The sequence below is a fragment of the Lysobacter sp. HDW10 genome, assembly GCF_011300685.1.
GTDB lineage: Bacteria > Pseudomonadota > Gammaproteobacteria > Xanthomonadales > Xanthomonadaceae > Solilutibacter.
The window spans coordinates 1,150,923-1,175,550 of sequence record NZ_CP049864.1; the positions used below are offsets into that span (position 1 = coordinate 1,150,923).

The 24,628-nt window shown below is 57.1% G+C and carries 24 protein-coding genes and 1 tRNA gene; 18 read left to right on the forward strand and 7 right to left on the reverse strand.

The window, feature by feature from the left end:
* Positions 1 to 101: 101 nt before the first annotated feature.
* The 10 genes from gap (at position 102) to G7069_RS05505 (ending at position 8,862) form a co-directional block, all read left to right on the forward strand.
* A complete protein-coding gene (gene gap / locus G7069_RS05460) occupies positions 102 to 1,106 on the forward strand; it encodes a type I glyceraldehyde-3-phosphate dehydrogenase (protein WP_166295098.1) in 1,005 nt (334 codons plus the stop codon).
* Between the two features lie 109 nt (positions 1,107 to 1,215).
* Entirely contained in the window at positions 1,216 to 1,629 is a 414-nt protein-coding gene (locus G7069_RS05465) for a hypothetical protein (RefSeq protein WP_166295100.1), read from the forward strand.
* Between the two features lie 121 nt (positions 1,630 to 1,750).
* A complete protein-coding gene (locus G7069_RS05470; RefSeq protein ID WP_166295102.1) occupies positions 1,751 to 2,170 on the forward strand; it encodes a group III truncated hemoglobin in 420 nt (139 codons plus the stop codon).
* Between the two features lie 56 nt (positions 2,171 to 2,226).
* Positions 2,227 to 3,402: a phosphoglycerate kinase gene (locus G7069_RS05475; RefSeq protein ID WP_166295104.1), complete on the forward strand. Its 1,176-nt coding sequence runs from the start codon at positions 2,227 to 2,229 to the stop codon at positions 3,400 to 3,402.
* Positions 3,399 to 4,874 (forward strand): pyruvate kinase, encoded by a 1,476-nt coding sequence (gene pyk, locus G7069_RS05480; RefSeq protein ID WP_166297580.1) that lies wholly within the window; start codon positions 3,399 to 3,401, stop codon positions 4,872 to 4,874. Before G7069_RS05475 ends, pyk begins: the two co-directional genes overlap by 4 nt.
* Positions 4,875 to 4,964: 90 nt before the next feature.
* The gene (locus G7069_RS05485) at positions 4,965 to 5,576 is read left to right on the forward strand and encodes a hypothetical protein (RefSeq protein ID WP_166295106.1); all 612 of its coding nucleotides are present in this window, start codon (positions 4,965 to 4,967) and stop codon (positions 5,574 to 5,576) included.
* A 46-nt stretch (positions 5,577 to 5,622) separates the two neighbouring features.
* Positions 5,623 to 6,210, forward strand: coding sequence for a hypothetical protein (locus G7069_RS05490; protein WP_166295108.1), 588 nt, complete (start codon positions 5,623 to 5,625; stop codon positions 6,208 to 6,210).
* A 24-nt stretch (positions 6,211 to 6,234) separates the two neighbouring features.
* A complete protein-coding gene (locus G7069_RS05495; RefSeq protein ID WP_166295110.1) occupies positions 6,235 to 6,873 on the forward strand; it encodes a hypothetical protein in 639 nt (212 codons plus the stop codon).
* A gap of 58 nt (positions 6,874 to 6,931) precedes the next feature.
* The gene (locus G7069_RS05500) at positions 6,932 to 7,813 is read left to right on the forward strand and encodes a hypothetical protein (RefSeq protein ID WP_166295112.1); all 882 of its coding nucleotides are present in this window, start codon (positions 6,932 to 6,934) and stop codon (positions 7,811 to 7,813) included.
* A 44-nt stretch (positions 7,814 to 7,857) separates the two neighbouring features.
* The gene (locus G7069_RS05505; RefSeq protein ID WP_166295114.1) at positions 7,858 to 8,862 is read left to right on the forward strand and encodes a class I fructose-bisphosphate aldolase; all 1,005 of its coding nucleotides are present in this window, start codon (positions 7,858 to 7,860) and stop codon (positions 8,860 to 8,862) included.
* Positions 8,863 to 8,933: 71 nt separating this feature from the next.
* Here the strand turns inward: G7069_RS05505 and cysK are convergent, their stop codons facing one another.
* Positions 8,934 to 9,887: a cysteine synthase A gene (gene cysK, locus G7069_RS05510; RefSeq protein WP_166295116.1), complete on the reverse strand. Its 954-nt coding sequence runs from the start codon at positions 9,885 to 9,887 to the stop codon at positions 8,934 to 8,936.
* Between the two features lie 118 nt (positions 9,888 to 10,005).
* Between cysK and G7069_RS05515 the strand changes: the two genes are divergently transcribed.
* Genes G7069_RS05515 through G7069_RS05525 form a run of 3 tightly spaced genes read left to right on the forward strand, consistent with a single transcriptional unit; the run spans position 10,006 to position 15,032 of the window.
* A complete protein-coding gene (locus G7069_RS05515) occupies positions 10,006 to 11,091 on the forward strand; it encodes an efflux RND transporter periplasmic adaptor subunit (RefSeq protein ID WP_166295118.1) in 1,086 nt (361 codons plus the stop codon).
* A 3-nt stretch (positions 11,092 to 11,094) separates the two neighbouring features.
* Positions 11,095 to 14,229, forward strand: a complete 3,135-nt coding sequence (locus tag G7069_RS05520) for an efflux RND transporter permease subunit (protein WP_166295121.1) — start codon at positions 11,095 to 11,097, stop codon at positions 14,227 to 14,229.
* Positions 14,226 to 15,032: a TrmH family RNA methyltransferase gene (locus G7069_RS05525; protein ID WP_166295123.1), complete on the forward strand. Its 807-nt coding sequence runs from the start codon at positions 14,226 to 14,228 to the stop codon at positions 15,030 to 15,032. The genes G7069_RS05520 and G7069_RS05525 overlap by 4 nt, the downstream gene beginning before the upstream one ends.
* 7 nt (positions 15,033 to 15,039) lie before the next feature.
* Here G7069_RS05525 and G7069_RS05530 read toward each other — a convergent pair whose 3' ends face one another.
* Together G7069_RS05530 and mscL are read right to left on the reverse strand one after the other, a co-directional pair.
* Positions 15,040 to 16,452 (reverse strand): M28 family peptidase, encoded by a 1,413-nt coding sequence (locus G7069_RS05530; protein WP_166295125.1) that lies wholly within the window; start codon positions 16,450 to 16,452, stop codon positions 15,040 to 15,042.
* Positions 16,453 to 16,538: 86 nt separating this feature from the next.
* Positions 16,539 to 16,940, reverse strand: a complete 402-nt coding sequence (mscL, locus tag G7069_RS05535; protein ID WP_166295127.1) for a large-conductance mechanosensitive channel protein MscL — start codon at positions 16,938 to 16,940, stop codon at positions 16,539 to 16,541.
* An 87-nt stretch (positions 16,941 to 17,027) separates the two neighbouring features.
* Here mscL and G7069_RS05540 point away from each other — a divergent pair, with 87 nt between their 5' ends.
* Positions 17,028 to 17,360: a Rieske (2Fe-2S) protein gene (locus G7069_RS05540; protein WP_166295129.1), complete on the forward strand. Its 333-nt coding sequence runs from the start codon at positions 17,028 to 17,030 to the stop codon at positions 17,358 to 17,360.
* 23 nt (positions 17,361 to 17,383) lie between these two features.
* Here the strand turns inward: G7069_RS05540 and G7069_RS05545 are convergent, their stop codons facing one another.
* Genes G7069_RS05545 through thiS form a run of 4 tightly spaced genes read right to left on the reverse strand, consistent with a single transcriptional unit; the run spans position 17,384 to position 21,002 of the window.
* Entirely contained in the window at positions 17,384 to 19,219 is a 1,836-nt protein-coding gene (locus tag G7069_RS05545) for an SLC13 family permease (protein WP_166295131.1), read from the reverse strand.
* A 2-nt stretch (positions 19,220 to 19,221) separates the two neighbouring features.
* Positions 19,222 to 19,959: a tRNA (guanosine(46)-N7)-methyltransferase TrmB gene (gene trmB, locus G7069_RS05550; protein ID WP_166295134.1), complete on the reverse strand. Its 738-nt coding sequence runs from the start codon at positions 19,957 to 19,959 to the stop codon at positions 19,222 to 19,224.
* Entirely contained in the window at positions 19,956 to 20,756 is an 801-nt protein-coding gene (locus G7069_RS05555; protein WP_166295136.1) for a thiazole synthase, read from the reverse strand. The genes trmB and G7069_RS05555 overlap by 4 nt, the downstream gene beginning before the upstream one ends.
* A gap of 45 nt (positions 20,757 to 20,801) precedes the next feature.
* A complete protein-coding gene (gene thiS, locus G7069_RS05560; RefSeq protein WP_166295138.1) occupies positions 20,802 to 21,002 on the reverse strand; it encodes a sulfur carrier protein ThiS in 201 nt (66 codons plus the stop codon).
* A gap of 93 nt (positions 21,003 to 21,095) precedes the next feature.
* Here thiS and G7069_RS05565 point away from each other — a divergent pair, with 93 nt between their 5' ends.
* The 4 genes from G7069_RS05565 to rimK all read left to right on the forward strand — a co-directional run bounded on the left by G7069_RS05565 (position 21,096) and on the right by rimK (position 24,563).
* Complete coding sequence (locus G7069_RS05565) at positions 21,096 to 22,988, forward strand: autotransporter domain-containing protein (RefSeq protein WP_166295140.1); 1,893 nt, start codon at positions 21,096 to 21,098, stop codon at positions 22,986 to 22,988.
* A gap of 46 nt (positions 22,989 to 23,034) precedes the next feature.
* Positions 23,035 to 23,108, forward strand: a tRNA-Gly gene (locus G7069_RS05570).
* Positions 23,109 to 23,154: 46 nt separating this feature from the next.
* The gene (locus G7069_RS05575) at positions 23,155 to 23,610 is read left to right on the forward strand and encodes a RimK/LysX family protein (protein WP_166295142.1); all 456 of its coding nucleotides are present in this window, start codon (positions 23,155 to 23,157) and stop codon (positions 23,608 to 23,610) included.
* A complete protein-coding gene (rimK, locus tag G7069_RS05580) occupies positions 23,607 to 24,563 on the forward strand; it encodes a 30S ribosomal protein S6--L-glutamate ligase (RefSeq protein ID WP_166295144.1) in 957 nt (318 codons plus the stop codon). The genes G7069_RS05575 and rimK overlap by 4 nt, the downstream gene beginning before the upstream one ends.
* Positions 24,564 to 24,628: the final 65 nt, after the last annotated feature.

The following is a 24,628-nucleotide window of genomic DNA, read 5'->3' on the forward strand; positions in this document are numbered from 1 at the left end:
CATACCGAAACGGGGTTGCAGGTGCGCGCGGCGGCGGGAGCACGCGAGCGAAACAGGCTAAAATTGCATTTTTCCGCAACTTCCCATCAGGAGAGAGTCCAATGGCCATCAAGGTCGGCATCAATGGTTTCGGTCGTATCGGCCGCAACGTGTTCCGTTCGGCGGTTCAGAATTTCGGTAACGACATCGAAATCGTCGGCATCAACGACCTTTTGGAACCGGACTATCTCGCCTACATGCTGAAGTACGATTCTGTGCACGGTCGCTTCGAAGGCGACGTGTCGGTCGACGGCAACGACTTGGTGGTGAACGGCAAGAAGATCCGCCTGACCCAAGAACGCGACCCGGCCGCATTGAAGTGGGGCGAGGTTGGCGCAGATGTCGTGATCGAATCGACCGGTTTGTTCCTGACCAAAGAAACCTGCCAAAAGCATTTGGATGCAGGTGCTAAGAAAGTCATCATGTCGGCCCCGGCAAAAGACGACACACCGATGTTCGTGCACAAGGTGAACTGCGGTAAGTACGCAGGTGAAGCCATCATCTCGAACGCCTCGTGTACCACCAACTGTTTGGCGCCGATCGCCAAGGTCCTGAACGACAAGTGGGGTATCAAGCGTGGCTTGATGACCACCGTGCACGCCGCGACGGCCACGCAGAAGACGGTTGACGGACCGAGCAACAAAGATTGGCGCGGTGGCCGCGGCATTCTTGAAAACATCATTCCTTCGTCCACCGGTGCCGCAAAGGCCGTGGGTGTGGTTTTGCCGGAACTGAAAGGCAAGCTCACCGGCATGTCGTTCCGCGTACCGACTTCCGACGTCTCTGTCGTCGATCTCACCGTTGAACTCAACAGCCCGGCAACCTATGCCGAAATTTGTGCAGAAATGAAGGCACAAAGTGAAGGCAAGATGGCGGGTGTCTTGGGATACACCGAAGACAAGGTCGTCGCCACCGATTTCCGCGGTGACGCACGCACCTCAATCTTCGACGCAGAAGCCGGTATTCAGCTTGACGAAACCTTCGTCAAATTGGTGAGCTGGTACGACAACGAATGGGGCTACAGCAACAAGTGCCTCGAAATGGTCAAGGTTGTTGCAGCGAAGTAAATCGTTTCGGCGCTGGTTTTTCGCGCATAATCGAAAAAAATGTAGCGCAACGCGTTCCGACGGTTACCCCAACAGTCGGAACCGATCCAACTCGGGGAAGGAGAACACGATGAATAAGTTGCTTGTGAAAAGTGTATTTGCTGGCATGGTGCTGGCGTTCTCGGCGGGTGCATTTGCGGATACCGACGACAGCAAGTTGGGCAAGGCACGTGAAGTGAAAGGTCGCAATGGCACCGAAGGCGAAATCATCGGTGAAGCGAAGGCTGGCTCAGCGTTTAGCAAGCTGGAAATCGGCATGCCGCAAAGACAAGTGTCTGACCTGATCGGCCAACGTGACGCAGATTGCGGCGGATTCGTCACCGGCAAGGCTTGGATCCCGTTCCACTTCGGCGGTGACAAGTACCGCACCGAGTGCGTCTACAAGGGTCTCGGCCGCTTGGAATTCACCTCGAATTCGGACTTCGACAGCCGCGCTGTCTTGGTCAAGATCGTCAACGACCCGACGGAAGACGGTTACCGCTAAGCCGATTCGCTTTCTGTACAAGTCTGAAACCCCGCCCGAAAGGCGGGGTTTTTTGCTTCTATTGCGTAGGTGGCTGACTTAGGTCAATTGAAGGCCGCAAGAACCGAGAGATAATCGGCTCATGGAAACCGTGCCACCCGAGATCACACGTCAAGACATCGAGCTGCTGGTCGATGCGTTCTACGAACACGTACGCAAGGACCCGGTACTCGGCCCCGTGTTCAATCCTGCCGTGCATGATTGGGACGAACACAAGGCGACCTTGGTGAAGTTTTGGTCCGCAGTCGTGCTGGGTACCCGTGAATATCGCGGCAATCCGATGGCCGCGCATCGCCCGCACCGCATCGTGGCCGAGCATTTTGAGTACTGGCTGTCGCTGTGGCACCACACAGCCAAGCAGCATCTTGGCGAAGAAAAGGCCGAAATTTTCATCGGATTCGCCCAGCGCATCGCGCAAAGTCTGATGTACGGGCTGAATCTTGATCCGCAGCGCCCAAACCGACGTCAGTCGCTACCGATGCACCCCGATACGTCGGTTTGAACCCAAGCCCGCATCCGGTGACAATGGCTTTTCCGAAACACTCCAAGGAAGGTGCCATGTCTGTCATTCGAATGTCTGATCTTGATCTTGCCGGTAAGCGCGTGCTGATCCGCCAAGACCTCAATGTGCCGATTCATGACGGCAAGGTCACCTCGGATCAGCGCATCTTGGCGTCGATACCTACTCTGAAGATGGCGCTTGAGCGCGGCGCCGCCGTCATGGTCACTTCGCATCTGGGTCGACCGGTTGAAGGCACGTGGAGTGAAGCCGATTCATTGGCACCGGTAGCTGCACGCCTGGGCGAACTCATGGGTCGCGAGATTCCATTGCTGCGTGACTATTTGGATGGCGTGGAAGTTGCACCGGGTCAACTTGTGATGCTCGAAAACTGCCGCATGAATGTAGGCGAGGGCAAGGACGACCCGGCATTGTCAAAAAAATATGCGTCGCTGTGCGATGTATTTGTCATGGACGCATTCGGTACTGCACATCGCGCGCAAGCATCCACGCACGGCGTCATTCAAGCTGCCCGTACCGCTGCAGGCGGTCCCTTGCTGATGGCCGAGCTCGATGCTTTGGCAAAAGCGCTTGACCATCCTGCGCGTCCGCTCTTGGCCATCGTTGCAGGCAGCAAAGTGTCCACCAAGCTTGAGCTGTTGGGTGCTTTGGTGAGCAAAGTGGATCAGCTCATTGTGGGTGGTGGTATTGCCAACACCTTCTTGGCGGCCTTGGGTTTGCCTGTCGGCAAGTCTTTGCAAGAACCCGATCTGATCGACACCGCACGCAAGATCATGGCCGATGCCAAAGCGCGCGGCGCGGATATTCCGATTCCGACCGACGTGGTGGTTGCGTCGGAATTCAGTGCAACAGCGACACCTTCGGTCAAGCGCGTTGAAGACGTGCAAGCGGAAGACATGATCTTGGACATCGGTCCGGAAACCGCAAAGGCCTATGCTGCCCTGATCCAAAATGCGGGTACGGTGGTTTGGAATGGCCCCGTGGGTGTTTTTGAATTCGATGCATTCGGCGCAGGCACAGAAGCGATGGCGCGCGCCATTGCAGCAAGCCCCGCATTTTCAATTGCAGGCGGCGGCGATACGTTGGCCGCTGTAGACAAGTACGGTATTGCGTCATCGGTAAGCTATATCTCGACGGGCGGCGGTGCTTTCCTTGAATTCCTTGAAGGCAAGACGCTGCCCGCGGTGGCTGCGCTAGAAGCAAAGGCAGGCTGATGCAAGTTCTTCGACGCACGCGCATTCTCGCCACATTGGGCCCCGCCACCGATGCGCCCGGCGTCTTGGAAGACTTGCTCAACGCAGGCGTTGATTGTGTTCGACTGAACTTCTCACACGGTGATCCCAGCGAACAAATCGCGCGCGCCGAACGTGTGCGTGCCGCGTCGAAAGCGGTTGGACGTGAAACCGGCATTCTGGCGGATTTGCCCGGCCCAAAAATTCGCGTAGAACGCTTTGAAAACGACCGCGTCGAACTTGTCGCAGGTCAGCGTTTTGATCTGCTGGCGGAAGCTGATGCCCCTTTGGGCAACACGCAGTTTGTTGGCGTCAGCTATCTCGGCTTGCCGAACGATCTCAATGCAGGCGATGTGTTGTTGCTCGATGACGGCATGGTGCAGTTGCAAGTGGAGGCCATTGAAGGCCAACGCATCATTACGCGCGTGCTGAACACATCCGTGCTGTCAAACAAAAAGGGTCTCAACAAGCTGGGCGGCGGATTGTCGCTCGGGGCCGTCACAGAACGTGATCGTGAACTGATTGCCATCGCTGCGAGTATCGGCGTGGACTTCATTGCAGTCAGTTTCTGCCGCAATGCCGAAGACATGGAAGAAGCGCGTTCCGTGGCGCGTGCGCATGGAAGCCAAGCTGCCCTGGTGGCGAAGATCGAACGCGCTGAAGCCATTACCAATCTCGGTGAAATCATCGCTGCAAGCGATGTTGTCATGGTGGCACGCGGTGACTTAGGCGTGGAAATCGGTGATGCCGCCTTGCCTGGCTTGCAAAAGCGCATCATCAAAGAATCATTGGCACAAGATCGAATCGTCATCACGGCCACGCAAATGCTGCAGTCGATGGTAGACAGTCCGTTGCCTACGCGTGCTGAAGTTTTGGACGTGGCGAACGCTGTCATCGACGGCAGTGATGCCGTGATGTTGTCGCAGGAAACGGCCGCAGGAAAATGGCCGGTGGAGGCCGTTGCAGCCATGGCGCGCATTTGCGTCGGTGCTGAAGAAAATCTGGAAGTTGACGCTGATTACACCTCGGCAAAGCGCGGTTTGGATCGTGCGGATCAGGCCATCGCCATGGCAGCCATGTTCCTCACTGAACACATCGGCGTGGGCGCCATCGTTGCCTTGACGGAAAGTGGGGGCACGGCGCGCTTCCTGTCGCGATTCCGTTCACGCGTGCCGATCTTCGCGTTCTCAAATCACGCAGACGCGCGTCGGCGTATGCGCCTGATGCGTGATGTCTTTCCGGTGGCCTTGGATACAAGCGGTTTGCAGCCAAGAGAGGCCGCACGTAGCGCGATCAAATATTTGTTTGATCAAGGTGCGCTGGAGGTGGGCGAGCGCTTGGTGTTCACCAGTGGCGAGGCCATGGAGCAGTTGGGTGCCACCAACACCTTGCGACTTCTGGTCGTCGATGAAGCAGGCAATGCTGCCGGTTTGGGTGATTTGTCACAGACTTAATGCGTCATCGAATAGGCGGGTAGAGCACACGCGCTTTTGCACAATTCCGCGTATATTCGGGGGGATTGGCAAAGCGCGGATGGTGACTATATGAAGTGGCTTGCAGTTCTGATGTTGGGGTGTGCACCGGTCGTCGGCGTGTGCGCAGATTCAAAAGGGGTGCATTTGTACGACGAGGGCGCGTTAGGTCTTGACTACAACGTCGCACCCGGTACAAAAATTGTCTCGCCAAGTTATCCATTCGCGGCAGCCGGCAGCGGCGACAACGTCTGTATTTCCTTGGCGTATCGCGTGCAGCCTGATGGGCAAGCACGTGGATTTGCTGTCTTGAACAATTGGACGAGCAATACCAGCGCCGCGCGCAGCAATGATGCCTATCTAGACCCCTATGCACGCGCTGCCGCAGAAGCAGTGAGTCATTGGCATTTCGTCCCGAAGGTGAGTACGTCGACCGGTAAACAAGATGCCGCGGTTTCGATTGCAACGTTTGCCTTCAAGGGTGCTAAGGGCGGCGATAACATCCAGCAAATTCGCGCGCGTTGCAAAGTCGACAATCTTGCTGCGTATGAAGGTCGATTGCGGCGCATGGGTGCAATGGACCCTGACATGAACAAGTCCAATTATTTGGGAAACATCGAACGCGAATGGCGTGAGAACAATCGCTTCGTGTTTGATTACCCGTTGGATCACTTCCAACGCTGATCTGGATGACACGTTTTAGAACAACCATCGAACACAAGGGCAACTCATGAAAAAAATGAATCTGATTGGTATCGCGTGCTTCTTGGCGGCAGCGACAGCAAGTGCACAGAATGACCGCAACGTGCGCGTTGTAAATGAAGGCGGGATCCGAGATGCATGGACTTTGGCGCCGGGTCAAACCTTAGCTGCTCCGGGATATCCAGAGGCGTATGCGCAGCGTGGCGATAATGTGTGCGTAGCGATTGGCTATCGCGTACAGCCAAATGGTCAAACGAGCGATTTCACGACCCTGCAGACGTGGACAAGCAGCGCAGGTGGCGTAGAACCTGAGTCGGGCTATTTCGATACGTTTGGTCAAGCGGCGGTCGCAGCGTTGAGCCAGTGGAAATTCACGCCCAAATCCGGCGTTTCTAAACCGCAACCCGTGGACACCGTCGCAACGATTACCTTCATGAGCCAAAAGTCGGCCATGGATTCAAAAACCTTGCGGAGCCGTTGCGCAGTCTCTGACCTTGAAGCCGCCATTGAAAAAGCACGCGAGAAGGTGTCAGACGACAAAAGCTTGAACCACAAATTGCTTGAACGAAAGATGGTCGATCAAAGTCGCTCGGAGCGCGTTCGCACGCCGAGATAAGGGCCACGTCAGGGAGACATTTCTATGCGCTTCGCTCATCTCACTGTTTGTTTGACTTGTGTCCTTTCGACGGTATCTGTCGCGCAAACCACAGCGACAAAAGTTGCGAATGAAGGTGAAATCAGCCGTGACTGGGATGTCGCTCCGGGTCATGCCTTGAGTGCCCCCGGATATCCGGCGGAAGCGCAAGGCATGGGTGACAGTGTGTGTGTTGCGTTGGGCTATCGCATTCAACCCGATGGGTCGACCAGTGACTTCGCGGTCATTCACAACTGGACGAGCAACAACAAAGCAGCCAATCAAAACGTTGAGTATTTGGATCCGTATGCGCGTGCAGCGTCACTTGCAGTGAGCACGTGGCGCTTTGCACCTAAGCCGGGCGTAACGCAGGCGGTGCCCGTGGACACCGTTGCGACGTTTGCGTTCAAGGGCAAGCGAAGCGGTGAGAGTCTCGCGGCAATTCGAGCGCACTGCGCACTAAATGATGTCGCTGCAGCCTTAAAAGAACGACGTGATGCACTGGCTGGAGATCAACAAGCCGTTCGAACGCGATTGGATCGCATGTACCAAGAGCAGGCACGCGAAGAGCGTCGCTCGGCCGCAGAAAAGCGCGCGTTGAGCTCAGGTGCTTACCACCCCAATGCTGCGAGCAAAGGCTATTGAGTTTTGGCCAACGCGCGTTGACGGCTGAAATCATGATGTGCCGTGGCAAAATGCGGCCATGGTAGATTTGAAACTCGTTCTGTTTCGCTGGTTTGCGCGTCGCTTTGCACGGATGAGCGCATCTGCACGTTTGAGGTGGGCACAGCGCCTTATGCCCGTCATCAAACCACTGATTAAAAAACGCCGAAAGATCATGGCGCGCAACATTGCGCTCTGTTTTCCGGAGATGACCGCTGCAGAGCGCGAGACACTGTTGAATGCCAGCTTGGTGGCGAATGCGAAAGGTGTTCTAGATGGCTTGCACGCATGGTATGCGCCAACGTTTGATATTGAAGACAACTATCGCCTAGTCGGTGAAGCGCATCTTTTGGCCGCATTTGGAAAGGGCGAGGGCGTCGTCGTTTTGTGTGCGCACTATCCTGGCGGCGAGCAGCATATGCGCATGGTGAGGCAGTTGTCGGGGGTGTCGATCTTGCCGATGGTGCGTGCCTTTAGGAACATAGCCCTGGACGACGAAGTCAACGCACAACGGACACAGCATTTGGGCGGCGTCATCGCACGCGATGATGTCCGCGGATTTACCGCTGCCGTTCGCCGTGGCGACGGCACTTTTTATGCGCCTGACGTCAATGTCAGGACACGAAATGTGTTTGTGCCATTTTTTGGTGTGCAGGCCTCTACGTTGGATTCCATGTCTGTCATCCTTCGGCGCGCAGGGGGCGCGGTGATACCTGGTTGGGCCAAGCCGCTCCCGGATGGGCGCTATGAAGTGACCTTTGAGTCACCTTGGGCAGACTTTCCGTCAAAGGACGGCGCAGCAGATGCCTTGCGGTTTACGCAATGGGTTGAAAGCAAGCTGCGGGAATGTCCTGAGGCCTACGACTGGGGCACCAAACGCTTCAAGACACGCCCGAGTGGCGAGGTCGATTTGTACGCCTAACGGGCTATAATAGGCGGTTGAACTCACCCTCCTGTAGGACGCTTATGAGCATTGAACAGCTTTCTGAAATCGCACGTGCCATGGTGGCACCGGGCAAGGGCATCATTGCCATCGACGAATCCTCGGCCACCTGCCAAAAGCGCTTCGACGGCGTGGGCATTGAGTGCACCGAAGAAAACCGTCGCGCCTACCGCGAGCTCTTGCTGACCACCCCGAACGCAAACGAATATCTGTCGGGCGCGATCTTGTTTGACGAAACCTTGCGTCAATCCACCAAGGACGGCGTGCCGTTTGCCAAGTACATGTCCGACAACGGCATGATCCCGGGCATCAAAGTGGACAAGGGCACCCATCCGCTCGCCGGCTTCCCGGGCGAAGTGATCACAGAAGGTTTGGACGGCCTGCGCGCACGTTTGCAGGAATACGCGAAGCTCGGTGCAAAGTTTGCCAAGTGGCGCGCTGTCATCACAATTTCTGAAGATGCGCCGTCAGGCACCTGCATCGAAGCCAACTGCCAAGCTTTGGCACGCTACGCGGCACTCTGCCAAGAAGCCGGCATCGTGCCGATGGTTGAGCCGGAAGTGTTGATGGATGGCGATCACGATATCGAAACCTGCTACGAAGTCACAGAAGTCACCCTGCGTACTTTGTTTGATGCGCTGTACCAACACAACGTTGCACTTGAAGGCACCATCCTGAAGGCCTCGATGGTTGTGCCGGGTAAGGATTGCCCGGACCAAGTCAGCGTTGAAGAAGTGGCTGAAGCCACGTTGATGTGTCTTAAGTCGACCGTACCGGCGATCTTGCCGGGCATCGTGTTCTTGTCGGGTGGTCAAAGCGACGAAGCAGCAACGGCGCACCTCGATGCAATGAATCGCATGGGTCCGAATCCTTGGCCACTATCGTTCTCTTACGGCCGCGCCATGCAACAAGCGGCATTGAAGTTGTGGTCGCAAGACATGACCGGCAACTGGTCGAAGGCACAAGACACCGTTTACGCGCGTGCGCGTGATAACGGCTTGGCTGCGCAAGGCAAGTGGGAAGGCTAATTCCCCAGCAATCGACGTAAAGAAAAACGCCGGCGAAAGCCGGCGTTTTCCGTTGCGGCATGACTCGAACTTTATTGCGATGCCAACCACGCATCGTCGGAGCCTTCTTCGACACCTTCAAACAGGAAGGTGGACAAATATCGCTCACCGGTATCGGGCAACATCGCCAAAATGACATCGCCCTTTGCAGCGGTCTCTGCCACTTTGAGTGCGGCGTTGACGGTTGCGCCGCTCGATAGGCCCACAAAGATGCCTTCTTCTGCGGCCAATCGACGTGCGGTGTCGCGCGCTTCAACATCTTCGATCTTCCACAGGTGATCGGTGACCTTGCGGTTCAAGACGTCGGGAATGAAGTCAGGTGTCCAGCCTTGGATCTTGTGCGGTGACCACGCCTCGCCTGAAAGCAAAGGCGCAACGGCCGGTTCGGCCGCGTGGATGCGGACGTCGGGCCGTGCGACCTTCAATACTTCACCCACGCCGGTCAGCGTGCCGCCCGTGCCCCAGCCTGTCACAAAGTGATTTAGGCGTCGGTCGCCGAAATCTCGCAAGATTTCCGCGGCTGTCGTGTTGCGGTGGTACGCCGGATTCGCTGGGTTGCCGAACTGATCTGCCAAAAACCAACCGTGTTGCTCGGCCAGTGCTTTGGCGCGCTTCACCATGCCGGTGCCGCGTTCTGCAGCGGCTGTCAAAATGACTTTGCCGCCATACGCGCGAATCAACTTTCGACGTTCAATAGAGAAGGTTTCAGTCATCACAGCAACGAAGCGATAGCCACGTGCCGCACATGCCATCGCAAGGGCCACACCGGTGTTGCCAGAGGTGGCCTCGATGACGGTATCGCCTGGTTTCAACAGGCCCTTACTTTCTGCATCCAACAAAATCGCGTGCGCAAGACGATCTTTGACCGAACCACCCGGGTTGAAAAACTCGGCCTTCACAAAAATCTCTATGCCTTCGGGTGCGATTCTGTTCAGGCGGATAATCGGCGTACGGCCGATGGTGTCCAAAACGTTGTCGTAAATCACAGTCGGAGTCCATAGATGGGGGGATTTACCAGATTAAACGTCAACGTGTGACCTGTGTTGTGCGTTGATATGACTTGTGGCCTAAACCCGCGACACCCCCCGAGCTTAGAATTTGCACATGCAAACCAAATCACGTTGGCGATCACGCCGCATATTCATGTTTCTGACTGCGGCGCTGTTGGCTACTACCGTCACGGCATGCAAAAAATCCACCTCCGAAGGCCCAGGCAAGCGCGATTCTGCGCCGATAGGTGTCGTCTCGGAAACTGTCCGGGCACAGCCTTGGTTGGACACGCTGCAAGCGTTGGGGACCGTCAAAGCGCACGAATCCATCACCGTGACCGCGAAGGTGAGCGAAGTGGTGTCAGCGGTCCACTTTGAGAGTGGTCAGTCGTTGCGCCGGGGTGCGCCCTTGGTCACCTTGACGGGTGAGCAGCAACGCACCGCATTGGCAGCCCTTGAGGCGCAAGCGGACGATGCCGAAAAGAACTACCAACGCTTGGCCGCACTCGGCCAGCAACAATTGATTGCGCGTGCGACGATCGATGCGCAAAAGGCCTCGCGAGATGCGTTGCGCGCACAAGCAGCAACCATCCGCGCCAACTTGTCGGATCGTGTCATTCGCGCGCCGTTTGCCGGCGTCACAGGCTTGCGTGAAGTGAGTCCGGGCGCATTGGTCACGCCGGGCACGGTCATTACCACTTTGGATGATCTGTCCTCGGTGTATGTCGACTTCCCCGTGCCTGAAACCGAACTCTCAGGGCTGGGCGCTGGACAAGCGGTAGAAGGTCGAACAGCGGGTTGGCCCGACCGTGTTTTCAACGGCACCGTCAGCGTGGTGGCGTCTCGTTTGGATGTTGCCTCACGCGCGGCGACTGTGCGCGCAAACTTTCCCAATTCAGATCGTGCTTTGAAACCGGGCATGCTGGTGGAAGTGCGCGTGGCGCGCGGCGAACGCCCGGCGATTGTTGTGCCTGAAATTTCCGTGATGCAAGTCGGCGACGAAACCTATGTTTGGAAGGTGGTCGGTGGCGCCGCCGTGAAAGCACCGATTGTGGTTGGCGGCAGAATTCCCGGCAAAGTTCAAGTGAAAGAAGGTATCGAAGCCGGCGACACAATCGTTGTAGAAGGTGTGGGCAAACTGAAAGCGGGCGCAAAGGTGCGCGAAGCCGGTCAGCCGGCCGCAAACCCGCAGGCACGCTAAGCGATGAAGATTTCAGAGCTTTCGATTAAACGGCCGGTGTTGGCCGTCGTGATGAGCATGCTCCTCATCGTGCTTGGCATCATGTCGTTCACGCGACTGACGCTCCGCGAATTGCCAGCCATCGACCCGCCGATCGTTTCGGTGCAAGTGTCGTACCCGGGCGCATCCGCGAGCGTCGTCGAGTCACGCATTACGCAGTCATTGGAAGATGCGTTGGCTGGCATCGAAGGCATCAACACAATTGAATCGAGCAGCCAAAACGGCAGTTCTCGGATCAGCATTGAGTTTCTAGCCTCGCGTGATATCGAAGGCGCTGCAAACGACGTTCGTAATGCCGTGAGTCGCGTTGCAGATCGCATGCCGGATGAAGCCGAAGCACCCGAAATTTCAAAAGTTGAGAGTGATTCGGATCCGATTATTTGGCTCAACATGCGTTCGTCCGGTATGGACACGCTGGAGATGTCCGACTACACACGTCGCTATGTCTTAAATCGCCTGTCGAGCTTGCCCGGCGTGGCGCAAGTCCGTATCGGTGGTGAACAACGCTATGCCATGCGCGTGTGGTTGGATGGCAACGCGCTCGCCGCGCGCAACCTGACCTCAGACGATGTACGTCGCACCTTGGCGAGCGAAAACGTGGAGCTCGGCGCGGGCGGTATGGAGTCGAAAGACCGCGACTTCATCTTGCGTGTGCAGCGTGACTACGTGTCGCCTGAAAAGTTTGCCGACATGCCCATCGCACGGGGTGCAGATGGTTATGTGGTCAAACTCTCTGACGTTGCGCGCGTGCGCTTGGAATCTTCAGAGCGGCGCGCCTACTACCGCAGCAATGGTGAGCCAGCCATCGGTTTGGGTGTCGTAAAAACCTCGACTGCCAACAGCTTGGATGTCGCCACTGAAGCGCGTGCGGCCATTGAAGAGATCAATGCCACCTTGCCGCAAGGCACCGAGATGTATGTGGCGTTCGACAACACGACCTTTATTTCAGCAGCCGTCGAGCGCGTGTACGCGACCTTGGTGGAAGCGATCATCTTGGTCTTGATCGTGATCTGGTTGTTCTTGGGCAGTGTGCGCGCAGCCTTGATTCCGGCGGTGACCGTGCCGGTGTGTTTGATCGCGTCATTTATCGCCTTGTACGCGTTCGGGTTTTCGATCAACTTGTTGACGCTGCTCGCCTTGGTGTTGTGTATCGGCTTGGTGGTGGACGATGCCATTGTGGTCGTTGAAAACATCCAGCGACGCGTGGATTTGGGTGAGCCGGCCTTGGTGGCCGCCAAACGTGGCACGGCGCAAGTGGCCTTTGCGGTGATTGCGACGACGGCTGTGCTGATTGCCGTTTTCGTGCCCGTAGGTTTCTTGCAAGGCAACACGGGGCGCTTGTTCCGTGAGTTGTCCGTTGCGATGGCGGCGGCTGTGATGATTTCAGCGTTCGTTGCGCTCACGCTGACGCCCATGATGGCGTCTAAATTGTTGAAGCCACACAGCGGGCCGCATGCAGTCAAGAACAATAAGGCGAGTGAGTGGTTGAGCGCACGTTTTGATTCCGTTGCGCGCGCCTACCACGGCATCTTGTCGCGTCATGTGCATCGTTTCGGCATGTTTGCAGCCATTGTTGTCGTCGCTTGCGTTGCAATGGCCGCGTTGTTCAAATTCTTGCCGAGCGAACTTGCACCGGCTGAAGACCGCGGTTCGTTCCAGCTGGTGATGGAAGGGCCCGAAGGTGCCAGCTTCGACTACTCCGTCAATCAAATGCACAAGATTGAGAAGGTGTTGGCCGGTGAGACGGGTGAAGGTAAACCCATCAAGCGTGCCAACCCGCGTGTGCCCGGCAGCTTCGGCGCTTCGCAAGAAATGCATACCGGACGCGCCACGATCTTCTTGGAAGATTGGGACAAGCGTACCGAGAGCACTAAAGACATTGCAGCAGAACTACAGAAGAAATTTGCGGGCAATACCGCGGTGAAAGTCCGCACGCAAGTCGGTGGCGGTTTGGTGCGCACGCGTGGCCAGCCCTTCCAGATGGTTTTAGGCGGCCCCGACTATGCAGAGATCGCGCAATGGCGCGACATCATGTTGGACAAGATCAACAGCTATCCGGGTTTGACGGGCGCGGATTCCGATTACAAAGAAACACGTCCGCAAATGCGCGTGATCATTGATCATGCGCGCGCCTCGGTGCTCGGTGTCACGCCGCAGGCGATTGGCTCTGCTTTGCAGACCATGATGGGCGGTGTGCGTGCGACGACCTTTGTCGACAACGGACAGGAATATGATGTGATGTTGCAGGCGGAGCGCGATGCACGCGCCTCGCAAGCAGATCTCGCCGCCATTCAAGTGAGAGCGGCGAATGGCAGTTTGGTCCCGTTGGCTAACCTTGTAACGCTTAAGGAGATCGCTGAGCCGGCGAACTTCAATCGTTTTAACCGACTGCGCTCCATTACGATCAGTGCGGGGCTGGCCCCCGATGCACGCCTAGGCGATGCCGTCGCGTGGGCGAAGGAAACGGCGCGCACGAGCCTGCCGGAACACGCACAAATCAGTTGGAAGGGTGAAGCCAAGGAACTGCAAGATTCCGGCGGAGAAGTGATCTTGACCTTTGCAATGGCGCTTCTGATTGTGTATTTGGCGCTGGCCGCGCAGTTCGAAAGCTTCGCGCATCCGTTCGTCATCATGTTGACGGTACCGCTCGCCGTGCTTGGTGCATTGTTCGGCCTGTGGATCACCGGCGGAACGCTCAATCTGTTCTCACAAATCGGCATTGTGATGTTGGTCGGGCTCGCAGCGAAGAACGGTATTTTGATTGTCGAGTTTGCCAACCAGCTTCGCGACGAAGGTCGAAGCGTACAGGACGCAATCGTCGAAGCGTCAGCGGTGCGTTTGCGTCCGATCTTGATGACTTCGATTGCCACGGTGGCGGGTGCGATTCCGCTGGTCGTTGCCGGTGGTCCGGGTTCTGCCAGTCGTGCCACGATCGGTGTCGTCGTGATCTTCGGTGTTTCGATCTCGACTTTGCTTTCGTTGTTTGTCGTACCTGCGTTCTATGCGTTAATTGCACCGCATACGCAATCGCCTGATACCGTTGCCAATGCGCTTGAAGATTTGGAAAGCAAAACGCCAATCGTAGGTGGACACGCATGAGTGAAGATATTTGGAAAAGCGCGCGCGGCGCGCGTGCAAGCGAGCCCACAAGACCGAGCAATGCAAAGTCCAAAGAGTTGCGTTTGCATGGTTTGAATGCAGTGCTTGCGTTGTTCGACAAGTCACCCGAACGTCTGCGTAAGCTCTACCTGGCTGAAACACGCTTGACGGATTTGAAAGCGGTGTTGAAGTGGTGTGTGCAGCACCGCGTGGGTTATCGCGTGGTTGAAGAAGGCGACTTGGCGAAGCTCGCGCAGACCTCGCATCATGAGGGCGTGGTGGCAGATGTGGCGCCGCCTACGGAACTTGATCTGATCACTTGGTTGGCATCCATTGAAGACGCCAAGTCTGCGTGTGCAATTTGGTTGGACGGCGTCGGAAACCCGCACAATCTCGGCGCAATTTTGCGTAACGCCGCGCACTTCGGTGTGCGCGCCGTGCTGATTGAGTCTGTCGCCATCAATCCAATTTCAGGCGCTTCCGCACGCGTGGCGGAAGGTGGTGCGGAGTGTATACAGGTCGTTCGCTTGCCTGCAGATGCCAAGCACGCCATTCAAGCCTTGCATGCGGCAGGGTTTTCATTGGCAGCAACCCTCGTGCGTGAGGGCGCCGACCTGTTCAACACTGCGCTGCCCGACAAACTGATCTACGTGATGGGCGCAGAACAGCAAGGCATGCACAAAGGCTTGGCAAATGCATGTGACCTGCGCGTTTCAATTCCCGGCACAGGTGCCGTTGAAAGCTTGAATGTCGCGTCGGCGACTGCGGTGTTTTTGTCCGAGTGGTACCGCCGACGCGATTGATGTGGGCTCAGCGTTCCGGTTTGGCGATCTCCGGGCCGCTCCCCAAACTGCCTTCCGCATTTGCGGCCATCAAAGCCACTGCTGCGTACGCGGCGGTGTTTTGCTTAAGCGCTTTCGGATCAATCTTGTCAAGCGTGTCGTCCGGCGTGTGATGCAAATCAAAGTACAGGCTGGCATCGTGTGAGAACGCAGCAGACGCCGCGCCACGTGCCTGCATCAAGCCCATTTCGGATTCCGCACTGCCTTTCAACGGTTCGTAGGCAATGCCCAAAGGCGCGATGACGTCATACATCTGCTTGACCGCAGCCCCGGCCTCGGGTGCCCAGTTACCGCCGAAGGCATAAATCATGCCAGGGCCCGAATCTGACTCCATCACCATTTGGTGTTTGCGGATGTCTTTCTGTTGCGACTCGGTATAGACGCGGCCGCCAAACAAGCCTTGTTCCTCGTTCGCGAACGCCACGACGCGAATTGTGCGAACCGGCTTGATTTTCATTTGCTTGATGAGATGACCGACGGCCATGGTCAAAGCCACGCCACCGCCGTCATCAATGGCACCCGTGCCCAAGTCCCAAGAGTCGAGGTGTCCGCCCAATGCAACGATTTCATCGGGCTTCGTGGTGCCTGTGATTTCGCCGATGACATTCTGCGAGGTGTACATGCCATTGAAACCGCAGTCGAGCGCCACTTTGATTTCAGTCTTGCCCAATGCCACCAAACGGGCGAGTTGATCGGCGTCATTATTCGTGAGCGATGCAGACGGAATAGGGGTTTGATCGTCGAAACGCGTCATGCCGGTATGCGGATTTCGGTGCCAGTCTGTCCCTGCCGGACGCATGACGTACCCGACAGCACCGGCACGCGCGGCAGCGGGCGGTCCGGCGCGACGTACCGTCGAACCGATGCCATAGCCGTGCCCGTCACGCGCGCGCGGCATCAAGATATCGACGAATACAATTTTGCCTTTCAAGCTGCCGGGCTTCACGGCTTGCAACGCCTTCAAGTCGTCAAAGCGAACAACTTCGCCTTGAACCGTGCCGCCAGGGCTGCCGCCAAGGGCCGTAAGCTTTAATTCTTGCGAGCTGCGGCCTAGGACTTCGCCATGTTCGCTGCGTCGTTCCCACTTGGGGAATGTGACATCTTGCGTCCACACCTTGTCATAGCCGAGCGCCTTGAACTTCGCCTTGGCCCACGCAACGGCGCGCGCGTCGCCTTCACTGCCTGCTAAGCGCGGGCCGACTTCACTCGTCAGCGACTCGACGATTTTCCACGAGGTGTTGTCTTGCAGTGCGCGATCGCGCAATGCCGTGGCGTCTTTAACGACTGAATCGGGAATTCGCGTTTCCGAGGCAAGGGTTGCAGACGACCAACTGAGACCCAGCGCAACAAGCAACGCCGCAGAAAGATGAGACACGCGCATGAAAAACCTCCGGTGATGAGACGAGCAAACCAAGCCTAACAGCCAGACATGCCTCGTTGCACAACCGGAGGATGGCGTATGGAGAATTACTTTTTCAAAGCATCGCGAATTTCGCGCAACAGCAGCACGTCTTCTGCGGGCGGCGCATCAGCTGCGGGCTCACGCATGCGGTTGTAGGCCTTGATGAAGAGAAAGATCACGAACGCAATCAGCAAGAAGTCGATACAGACTTGAATGAACTCGCCATAGCGAATGGCCACTTCCGCGGCAGTTTGCTTACCCGTGGCGTCAGTGATCGCGGGCGTGATGACATGCTTCCAGTCCTTGAAGCTGACGCCCCCGGTGACCATGCTCAACATGGGCATCACGATGCCATCGACAAGTGCCGTCACAATCTTGCCGAACGCTGCGCCAATCACCACACCGACGGCGAGGTCGACCACATTGCCTTTGGCGATGAACGCCTTGAATTCAGTCATCATGCCCATGTCTTGCTCCTGTTAGCGGCTCGGGAAATATCGTACCCCAACGTGCGAGTACGGACATTTGAACACGATAACTGCTAGGGTTGCGTCATGAAAAACGCACCGAAACTCGAACAGCTTTCAGAGGGCTTGGTCAGCGAGATCGAGCTGACTATCGCAGGCGAGCTGGAATCCGTCATCGTCTTGCGTGAGGCGGCGCGTGTGCAGGCATGGCTCAATGTGTGTCCGCATGCCGGGCGGCGATTGGACTATGCGCCGGGTGAGTTCTTGCGGACGCCAGACGGCCTCCTGATGTGCGCCGTGCATGGTGCCACTTTTGACTTGGCAGACGGACGCTGTGTGGGCGGACCTTGTATCGGCGCCTCACTGACGCCTGTGCAATTGGAAGTAGACGAAGCGGGCGTCCTGTATCTCGCGGAGTAGGGCGCGATACTTGCTCGATGCTGTTAGAGCAAGAGATTGACAGCTAGAACGATGATGCAGGTATAGATCATCGACAGCGGTAAGCCGATCTGCAGCAAGTCTTTTTGCGAATAATTACCGGGTCCGGAGATCATCGAGATGACCGGGTTCGTGGCGGTCATGAAATTGTTCGATGCGGAGAGCGCAACGATAAGCGCGAACACACGCGGTTCCGCGCCGACCGCCAAGGCCATGTTGATGGCAATCGGCACCATCATGATGGTGGCGCCGACGTGACTGATCACGAGTGAAAACGCCACAGTTAAAAGCGCAACAGCCAGCTCAATCAACCAGATCGGTGTCTGCGCGGGGATCTTGTCGACCGTATGGCCTGCGATCCACGCCGAAGTGCCGCTCGCATCCATTGCCCAGCCCAAGGGAATCAAGCAGGCCATGAGGAAGACAGTCTTCCAATTGATAGCGGCATAGGCTTCATCCATGCGGATGACGCCTGTCACCAACATGCCGACCACGCCCGTCATCAACGCGATCGGCACCGGGATGCGCGATGACAGCGCAAGCAACATCGTGACCGCAAAGATGGCCATCGCGATTTTGAATTTATGCGGACGTTGTTCACCCTTGGGGTAATCGGTGACCACCACGAAGTCTTTCTGCGAGGCAATTTCTGCCAAGTTCTGCCACGCGCTATGAAACACGAGCATGTCGCCGGCACGCAGAGACAAATCACGCACGTTGTCGCGGATCACTTCGCGATCACGATTGATCGCAAGTAAGCTCAGGCCCACACGCTTGCGGAGTCGCATCTCACCCGCGCTCTTGCCGATGTATCGCGAGTTTGCCGGGATCACGGCTTCAGCAATCCCTGCGCGACTGGGGTTGAACAGTTCACCAAACTCACTCAGACGAACTGAAACGCGCAAGCCATGCGCCTTTGCAAAGCGTCCGATCACTTCCGCATTGCCGAGCGCGCCAATGATGTCGCCGACCCAAATACGCGCATCACCCGGTGGCGCGAGGCGCGATTCACCATTACTACGCAGCGCCAGAATCAACGGCGCGTCTTCAAGGAGTTCAAGTTCGCCGATTGTTGTGCCCACCAATGGGCTGGCGGTATCAACGGTGAGCTCGAACACCTCACCTTCAATGCCGTACGTTTGCGCAAAATAGCTTTGCGTCCGACCTGGTGTCACACCGCGATCGCTTTCATGCAAACGTGCGTCGCCGTGATAGCGGAAGTACAAGATCGATGCAAACACCAAGATCAAGCCGATAGGCAGTGGCGCAAACATCTTGAAAGCATCCATCGATGCTGCACCGGAGGGCAGCTTGTCGTTGGCGGAGAGCAGCAAATCATTCAACAGGATCAGCGGTGAATTGCCGACCATGGTGAGTGCACCACCCATGACAATGGCGCAGGCAATCGGATACAACATGCGTGATGTGGCGATGCCGGTGCGGGATGAAATCCGCGACGCAACCGGCATGAACAATGCCATGACAGAGGGGTTCTGCATCAGCGAAGAAATGAGGCCCGCAGAGAGCGAGGTCATCCAAAGCAAGCGACCTTCTTCGCCATTTGATCGGCGCAATAACCAACCCGCTAAGCGATTGAGTGCACCGGTGCGCTCCAAGCCTGCGCCGAGAATCATGGTAGCCATGATGCTGATGACGGCGCTACCGGAGAAGCCGCCGAACAAATCTTCCGGTGCGACTAGCCCGGTCAGTCCGAGCAACACGAGCACGATCAGCGCGACAACGTCGGATCTGAAGCGCTCAAATACAAACAAGCCCATCGTCAACAGCAACAGACCGAGCACAAGCGTCATTTCGCTGCTGAGGACGAGCGCGTTTTCCATCGTCAGGGACCGCGTGCGTAGAGCATGTCGAAGACAGGATGTCCCAGACGCTGGCCACGTGTTTCAAAGTGCGTTTGTGGGCGCCAAGCGGGGCGAGGAATGTGTCCACGAGGCCCGGCCGTGTTGACCAAGCCCGCCGTCTCATCCAAGACATCCCACATATGCTCTGCATACGCCGGCCAATCGGTGGCCAAATGTACACGACCATTGGGCGCGAGTTTGCGAACCAACAAGCGCGCAAATTCCGGGTTCACCAAGCGGCGCTTGTTGTGACGTTTTTTGTGCCACGGATCGGGAAAATAGATTCTGATTTCATCCAAGCTGCCGTCCGCAATTTCTTGCTCGAGCACTTCCACCGCATCGTGGTGATACACACGAACGTTGCTGAGATTGTCTGCAGCCAATGCATTCAACAAGCGACCGACGCCGGGCGCATGCACCTCGATGCCGATGTGGTCGCGTGCCGGATCCAAGTTTGCAGAGAAACGCAGCGCCTCACCGTTGCCGAAACCGATCTCCAAGATGCGCGGCGCTTGGCGACCGAACAGCGCATCAAAGTCTTGCGGCGTACCACTGAAGTCGATGCCGTAGCGCGGCCACTGCGCATCGAAGGCACGTTGTTGCGCGTCGGTAAACCGACCCTGACGTAATACAAAACTGCGAATGCGACGTTTTGAATCGTCGCGTGTATAGGGGCGAGGGGGCGCCTTCGCACCGGGGCTGTTGAACGGATCGGTCATGACGCGGCGATCAATCCATCAATCGGCGAAGATGCACTTGCAAAGCGTTTGCGCGGAATGCGTCCGGCCAAGAACGCTTCGCGTCCGGCGATGACCGCGTGGCGCATCGCTGAGGCCATCAGAATCGGATCACGAGCGCCTGCGATGGCGGTATTCATCAAGACGCCGTCGCAGCCAAGTTCCATCGCAATGGCGGCATCGCTCGCGGTGCCCACACCTGCGTCAACAATGATCGGCACCTTTGCGTTCTCAATAATTTCAAGCAAGGTATAGCGATTCTGGATGCCGAGACCCGAGCCAATCGGTGCTGCCAACGGCATGACCGCCACGCAACCGATCTCTTCGAGCTGGCGGGCGAGAATGGGATCGTCGCTGGTGTAGACCATGACATCGAAGTTCGCCGCGACGAGCAATTCGGCGGCCTTCAAGGTTTGCACGACGTCCGGGTACAAGGTGCGCTCATCGCCCAATACTTCCAGCTTCACTAGCGAATGGCCGTCGAGCAATTCGCGGGCCAATTTGCAGGTACGCACGGCGTCGTCGGCGGTGTAGCACCCCGCGGTGTTCGGCAGAATCGTATAGGTGTCGGGCGGCAAGACGTCCAGCAAGTTCGGTTCGTCGGGGTTCTGACCGATATTCACTCGGCGCACCGCCAAGGTCACGATCTCGGTGCCCGCTGCCTCTGTGGCCAGGCGGGTTTCTTGCATGTCTTTGAACTTGCCCGTGCCGGTCAACAAGCGTGAGCGATAGGTCTTTCCGGCAATGACGAGCGCGTCGTTTTTGAGGGATTCATTCATTGGCATAGTATGAACGATGCCTTTTGAACGTTGAGGCAATTTTGCTTAGCCACCGCCCAGGGCATGGACGATCTCAACGGTATCCCCGTCTCGCAGCACATGGGTCGCATGCAGGCTCTTTGGCACGATTTCGCCGTTGACTTCCACCGCGACACGGCGCTGATGCAAGGCTGCGTGAACGAGCAGGTCATAGACCGAGGCGTTGTCTGGAAGGTGTTCGGCGCTGCCATTGAAAACGATGTCCATGCCGGCATTGTAATGCCGCACTGCGGCGTGAACACGGGGGCGTATCGTGAAACGATGCAGCAAAGGGGAATGTCCCGTAGACCGAGGTTTTCAATGAAGCACCGTGTTCCGCTGCTGCGCGCAGCGCTTGCTGTGTCCATCGCAGCATCCTGCGGCCAAGTGGCCGCGCAAACAAACACCACCGATCTGCATTCGCAGACGTTTTCGCAAACCATTTTTTTCGGTGATAGTTTGACCGACGCTGGATTCTTCCGGCCTCTGTTACCGCCGAATGCGCAGGCGGTCGTGGGACAGTTCGTCACCAACCCAGGTCTGGTGTGGTCGCAAGACATGGCGCAGTACTACGGGACCGATGCGTCAGCTGCGTGGTTTGGTACGGGCGCTGGCACACGACCTTCTACGGGCAACAACTACGCTGTAGGTGGCGCGCGCGTCGCAACGGATGTCAATGGTCCTTTGGGCTTTACGCCGTCGTTGAAGACGCAAGTCAACGCTTATCTTTCACGAACCGGCGGCCGTGCTGACCCGAACGCTTTGTATACCGTCTGGGGCGGGGCCAATGATCTGTTTACGATCACAGCCTCAACGCCTCCGGCGACAGCGCAAGCCACGATCGGCGCAGCCGTCACCAATGAGATTGCACTGATCGGCCAGTTGAAAGCCGCCGGTGCGCAATACATCTTGGTGCCGAACATTCCGGACCTCGGGGTGACGCCGTCAATGCGCGTGCAAGGTGCGGCAGCACAAGCACAAGCGACAGCGATTGCGACGGCTTACAACAATGCGTTGTATTCCGGTGTTTCGCAGCAGAACCTGCGCATCATTCCGCTCGATACCTTCAATTTCATCCGTGAAGTCGTGGCCACGCCTGCGATGTTTGGCTTTACGAATGTGACAAGCACAGCCTGTTTGCCGGCGTATACCGCATCCGCCTTGACCTGTAATCCCTTGAGCTACGCATCGCCGGATGCAGCGAGTACGTACGCCTTTGCAGACGGTGTCCACCCGAGCACGGCGGCCTACAAGTTATTGGCTGACTATGCCGTCGCGACCATCGAAGGGCCGCGCCAAATCGGCGTGTTGCCGCAAAGTGCAGCGGTGTCGAACAAGAACCGCTTCAATGCTTTGAGCACGCAACTGTCGACCGCAACGCCGAACGAAGGGATGCATTGGTGGGTCGGTGGACGATTCGATGTGAATCGCTATCACCGCGGTGCACCGGGTGACGGCTTTGACGGTACGGGCGGTGCAGCCAACGGCGGCGTGGGCTGGTGGAAGGGCGGCATGGGTTACGGTGTCGCGCTTGGCTACGCACAAACTTCGTTTGACTTCGGCGCACAACGCGGCGACGCCAAGCAGAAAGAAGTGAATGTCACGGGCTTCTTCAACTATGTTGATGAGAGCGGCCTGTTCGCCAATGCACAATTGGGCTACACCCGTTTGGACTTTGACGTGCATCGCAAGATCCCGCTGGGCATCGCCATGCGTCAACACGACGGCAGCACCAACGGTGACATCCTCGCACTGGGCGCCGAGGCTGGCTACATGTTCAAGGGCGAAAAGCTTGACCATGGTCCGGTCGTGTCTGTCTTGGGTCAACAAGTGCGCGTCGACGGCTACACCGAGTCAGGCGCAGGTCAATCGACGGCGCTGGCGTTCGACGATCAGAAGTTCAATGCACTCACGGCCAGCGTCGGCTACGAAGGTCGTTTGAAGATCAACGATCACTTCACCACCTCGACGCGTCTGGCATGGCAAAAAGACCTAAAGAAGAACGACGCGCAAGTGTCGGCGCACATGACATCGTTGGGTGGCATGGCGTATTCAGTGCCGGGTCCTCAGTTTGATCGTGACTATTTGATGTTGACCACGTCAGCCCGCACGAAGCTCGGCGGTATCGATCTGTTTGCGGGTTTGAACAGCACGCTGATGCGGAAAGGTGGCCTGAATACGACGGTCTTTGTGAACGTCGGGCGCAACTTCTAAGCATTGATTGCGCTGCCCTCGGGCGGCGCATACACTGCACGCTTCCGCGGGTGTAGTTCAATGGTAGAACTGCAGCTTCCCAAGCTGCTAGCGTGGGTTCGATTCCCATCACCCGCTCCAGCATTTCCAAAGCGGCCTTCTGGCCGCTTTTTTGGTCGGAAGCGTTATGCAAGAACTCGTGTGCCTCGGTTGGCGTGAATACCTGTCTTTGCCGGACTTGGGGATTTTGCGCATCCGCGCCAAAGTAGATACGGGCGCACGGACGTCTTCCTTGCACGTGGATGACTACGAAACCTTCCGGCAAGACGGCGCCTTATGGGTGCGGTTTTCAATCACGCCGCACAAGAAGGCAACGGTAGTGACCGTGTCTTGTCCGGTGGCGGACGAGCGTCGCGTGATCGATTCGGGCGGCCATGCCAGCCAGCGAATTTTCATTCGATCCACCTTGCGTTTGGCAGGGGTCGACGTACCGATCGAACTCAACCTGGCAAGCCGAGACGGCATGCGTTTCCCAATGCTGCTGGGACGAACGGCAATGCAGGGACGATTCACTGTTGACCCCGCACACTCGTATTTACACAAACGTGCAAGCACTGCACTTCATGCACAAGGACGTCCATGAAACTCGCCATTCTCTCTCGTAACAGCAAGCTCTATTCCACGCGACGATTGGTTGAAGCGGCGCGCGAGCGAGGCCACACCGTCCGCGTGCTTGATCCACTGCGCTGCTATATGAAAATCTCGGAAGACGGTTTCGAGATGCATTACAAAGGGATGTTGTTGCGGGGCTACAGCGCGGTCATTCCGCGCGTGGGTGCATCCATTACGCGTTACGGATGCGCGGTATTGCGACAGTTTGAATTGATGGGGTGTTACACACCCAACACGTCTGATGCGATTTTAAAAGCGCGCGACAAGCTGCGTACACATCAGTTGCTGGCAGCGCAATCCATTGGTTTGCCGGCCACCGTTTTTGGTGACAATCCTGACGATACGGATGATCTGTTGTCGATGTTGGGCAAGCCACCGCACGTGATCAAGCTCTCTGAAGGCACGCAAGGCGCGGGCGTCATGCTGGCAGAGAAGTTATCGGCGGCGCGCGGGATGGTCGAAGCGCTGCGCGGTTTGCGCGCAGACTTCCTCGTACAAGAATTTATCGAAGAAGCGAAGGGCGCAGACCTGCGCTGCTTTGTGGTTGGCGGCAAAGTCGTGGGGGCGATGCGCCGACAAGCCGCGCGCGGAGATTTCCGCAGCAACTTACACCGCGGCGGCACCGCCAAAGCGATCATGCCGACGCGCGATGAAATCGAAGTGGCCGTGCGTGCGGCGCACGTGTTGGGTTTGAACGTCGCGGGTGTCGATTTGATTCGATCAAAGCGTGGCCCCCTTGTGCTCGAAGTGAATTCCTCACCCGGTCTGGAAGGCATTGAGGCCGCTACGGGCATGGATATCGCGGGCATCATCGTCGACCACGTCTGCGCGTCAGATATCGCCATCAATGCCACGCGCCAGCGTCGCAAGAAGGCAGCGACGTCCAAGCGTGCGAAGCCGCCTGTAAAAAAGCGTAAAGCCTGACTTCAGCCCCCCTTTTCGGGAACTATGCCAGAATCCGGAGGTCTGCCATTAGGGCAGACCCTATA

What these genes read in the sequence shown, in the direction of transcription:
- G7069_RS05540 (WP_166295129.1), top strand. Translation starts at nt 17,028, where the DNA reads ATGAAAAACGCACCGAAACTCGAACAGCTTTCAGAGGGCTTGGTCAGC.
- G7069_RS05465 (WP_166295100.1), top strand. Translation starts at nt 1,216, where the DNA reads ATGAATAAGTTGCTTGTGAAAAGTGTATTTGCTGGCATGGTGCTGGCG.
- G7069_RS05500 (WP_166295112.1), top strand. Translation starts at nt 6,932, where the DNA reads ATGGTAGATTTGAAACTCGTTCTGTTTCGCTGGTTTGCGCGTCGCTTT.
- gap (WP_166295098.1), top strand. Translation starts at nt 102, where the DNA reads ATGGCCATCAAGGTCGGCATCAATGGTTTCGGTCGTATCGGCCGCAAC.
- G7069_RS05475 (WP_166295104.1), top strand. Translation starts at nt 2,227, where the DNA reads ATGTCTGTCATTCGAATGTCTGATCTTGATCTTGCCGGTAAGCGCGTG.
- thiS (WP_166295138.1), bottom strand. Translation starts at nt 21,002, where the DNA reads ATGGACATCGTTTTCAATGGCAGCGCCGAACACCTTCCAGACAACGCC.
- rimK (WP_166295144.1), top strand. Translation starts at nt 23,607, where the DNA reads ATGAAACTCGCCATTCTCTCTCGTAACAGCAAGCTCTATTCCACGCGA.
- G7069_RS05555 (WP_166295136.1), bottom strand. Translation starts at nt 20,756, where the DNA reads ATGAATGAATCCCTCAAAAACGACGCGCTCGTCATTGCCGGAAAGACC.
- G7069_RS05495 (WP_166295110.1), top strand. Translation starts at nt 6,235, where the DNA reads ATGCGCTTCGCTCATCTCACTGTTTGTTTGACTTGTGTCCTTTCGACG.
- G7069_RS05490 (WP_166295108.1), top strand. Translation starts at nt 5,623, where the DNA reads ATGAAAAAAATGAATCTGATTGGTATCGCGTGCTTCTTGGCGGCAGCG.
- G7069_RS05530 (WP_166295125.1), bottom strand. Translation starts at nt 16,452, where the DNA reads ATGCGCGTGTCTCATCTTTCTGCGGCGTTGCTTGTTGCGCTGGGTCTC.
- G7069_RS05520 (WP_166295121.1), top strand. Translation starts at nt 11,095, where the DNA reads ATGAAGATTTCAGAGCTTTCGATTAAACGGCCGGTGTTGGCCGTCGTG.
- G7069_RS05505 (WP_166295114.1), top strand. Translation starts at nt 7,858, where the DNA reads ATGAGCATTGAACAGCTTTCTGAAATCGCACGTGCCATGGTGGCACCG.
- G7069_RS05525 (WP_166295123.1), top strand. Translation starts at nt 14,226, where the DNA reads ATGAGTGAAGATATTTGGAAAAGCGCGCGCGGCGCGCGTGCAAGCGAG.
- G7069_RS05575 (WP_166295142.1), top strand. Translation starts at nt 23,155, where the DNA reads ATGCAAGAACTCGTGTGCCTCGGTTGGCGTGAATACCTGTCTTTGCCG.
- G7069_RS05565 (WP_166295140.1), top strand. Translation starts at nt 21,096, where the DNA reads ATGAAGCACCGTGTTCCGCTGCTGCGCGCAGCGCTTGCTGTGTCCATC.
- G7069_RS05515 (WP_166295118.1), top strand. Translation starts at nt 10,006, where the DNA reads ATGCAAACCAAATCACGTTGGCGATCACGCCGCATATTCATGTTTCTG.
- mscL (WP_166295127.1), bottom strand. Translation starts at nt 16,940, where the DNA reads ATGGGCATGATGACTGAATTCAAGGCGTTCATCGCCAAAGGCAATGTG.
- G7069_RS05470 (WP_166295102.1), top strand. Translation starts at nt 1,751, where the DNA reads ATGGAAACCGTGCCACCCGAGATCACACGTCAAGACATCGAGCTGCTG.
- G7069_RS05545 (WP_166295131.1), bottom strand. Translation starts at nt 19,219, where the DNA reads ATGGAAAACGCGCTCGTCCTCAGCAGCGAAATGACGCTTGTGCTCGGT.
- G7069_RS05485 (WP_166295106.1), top strand. Translation starts at nt 4,965, where the DNA reads ATGAAGTGGCTTGCAGTTCTGATGTTGGGGTGTGCACCGGTCGTCGGC.
- trmB (WP_166295134.1), bottom strand. Translation starts at nt 19,959, where the DNA reads ATGACCGATCCGTTCAACAGCCCCGGTGCGAAGGCGCCCCCTCGCCCC.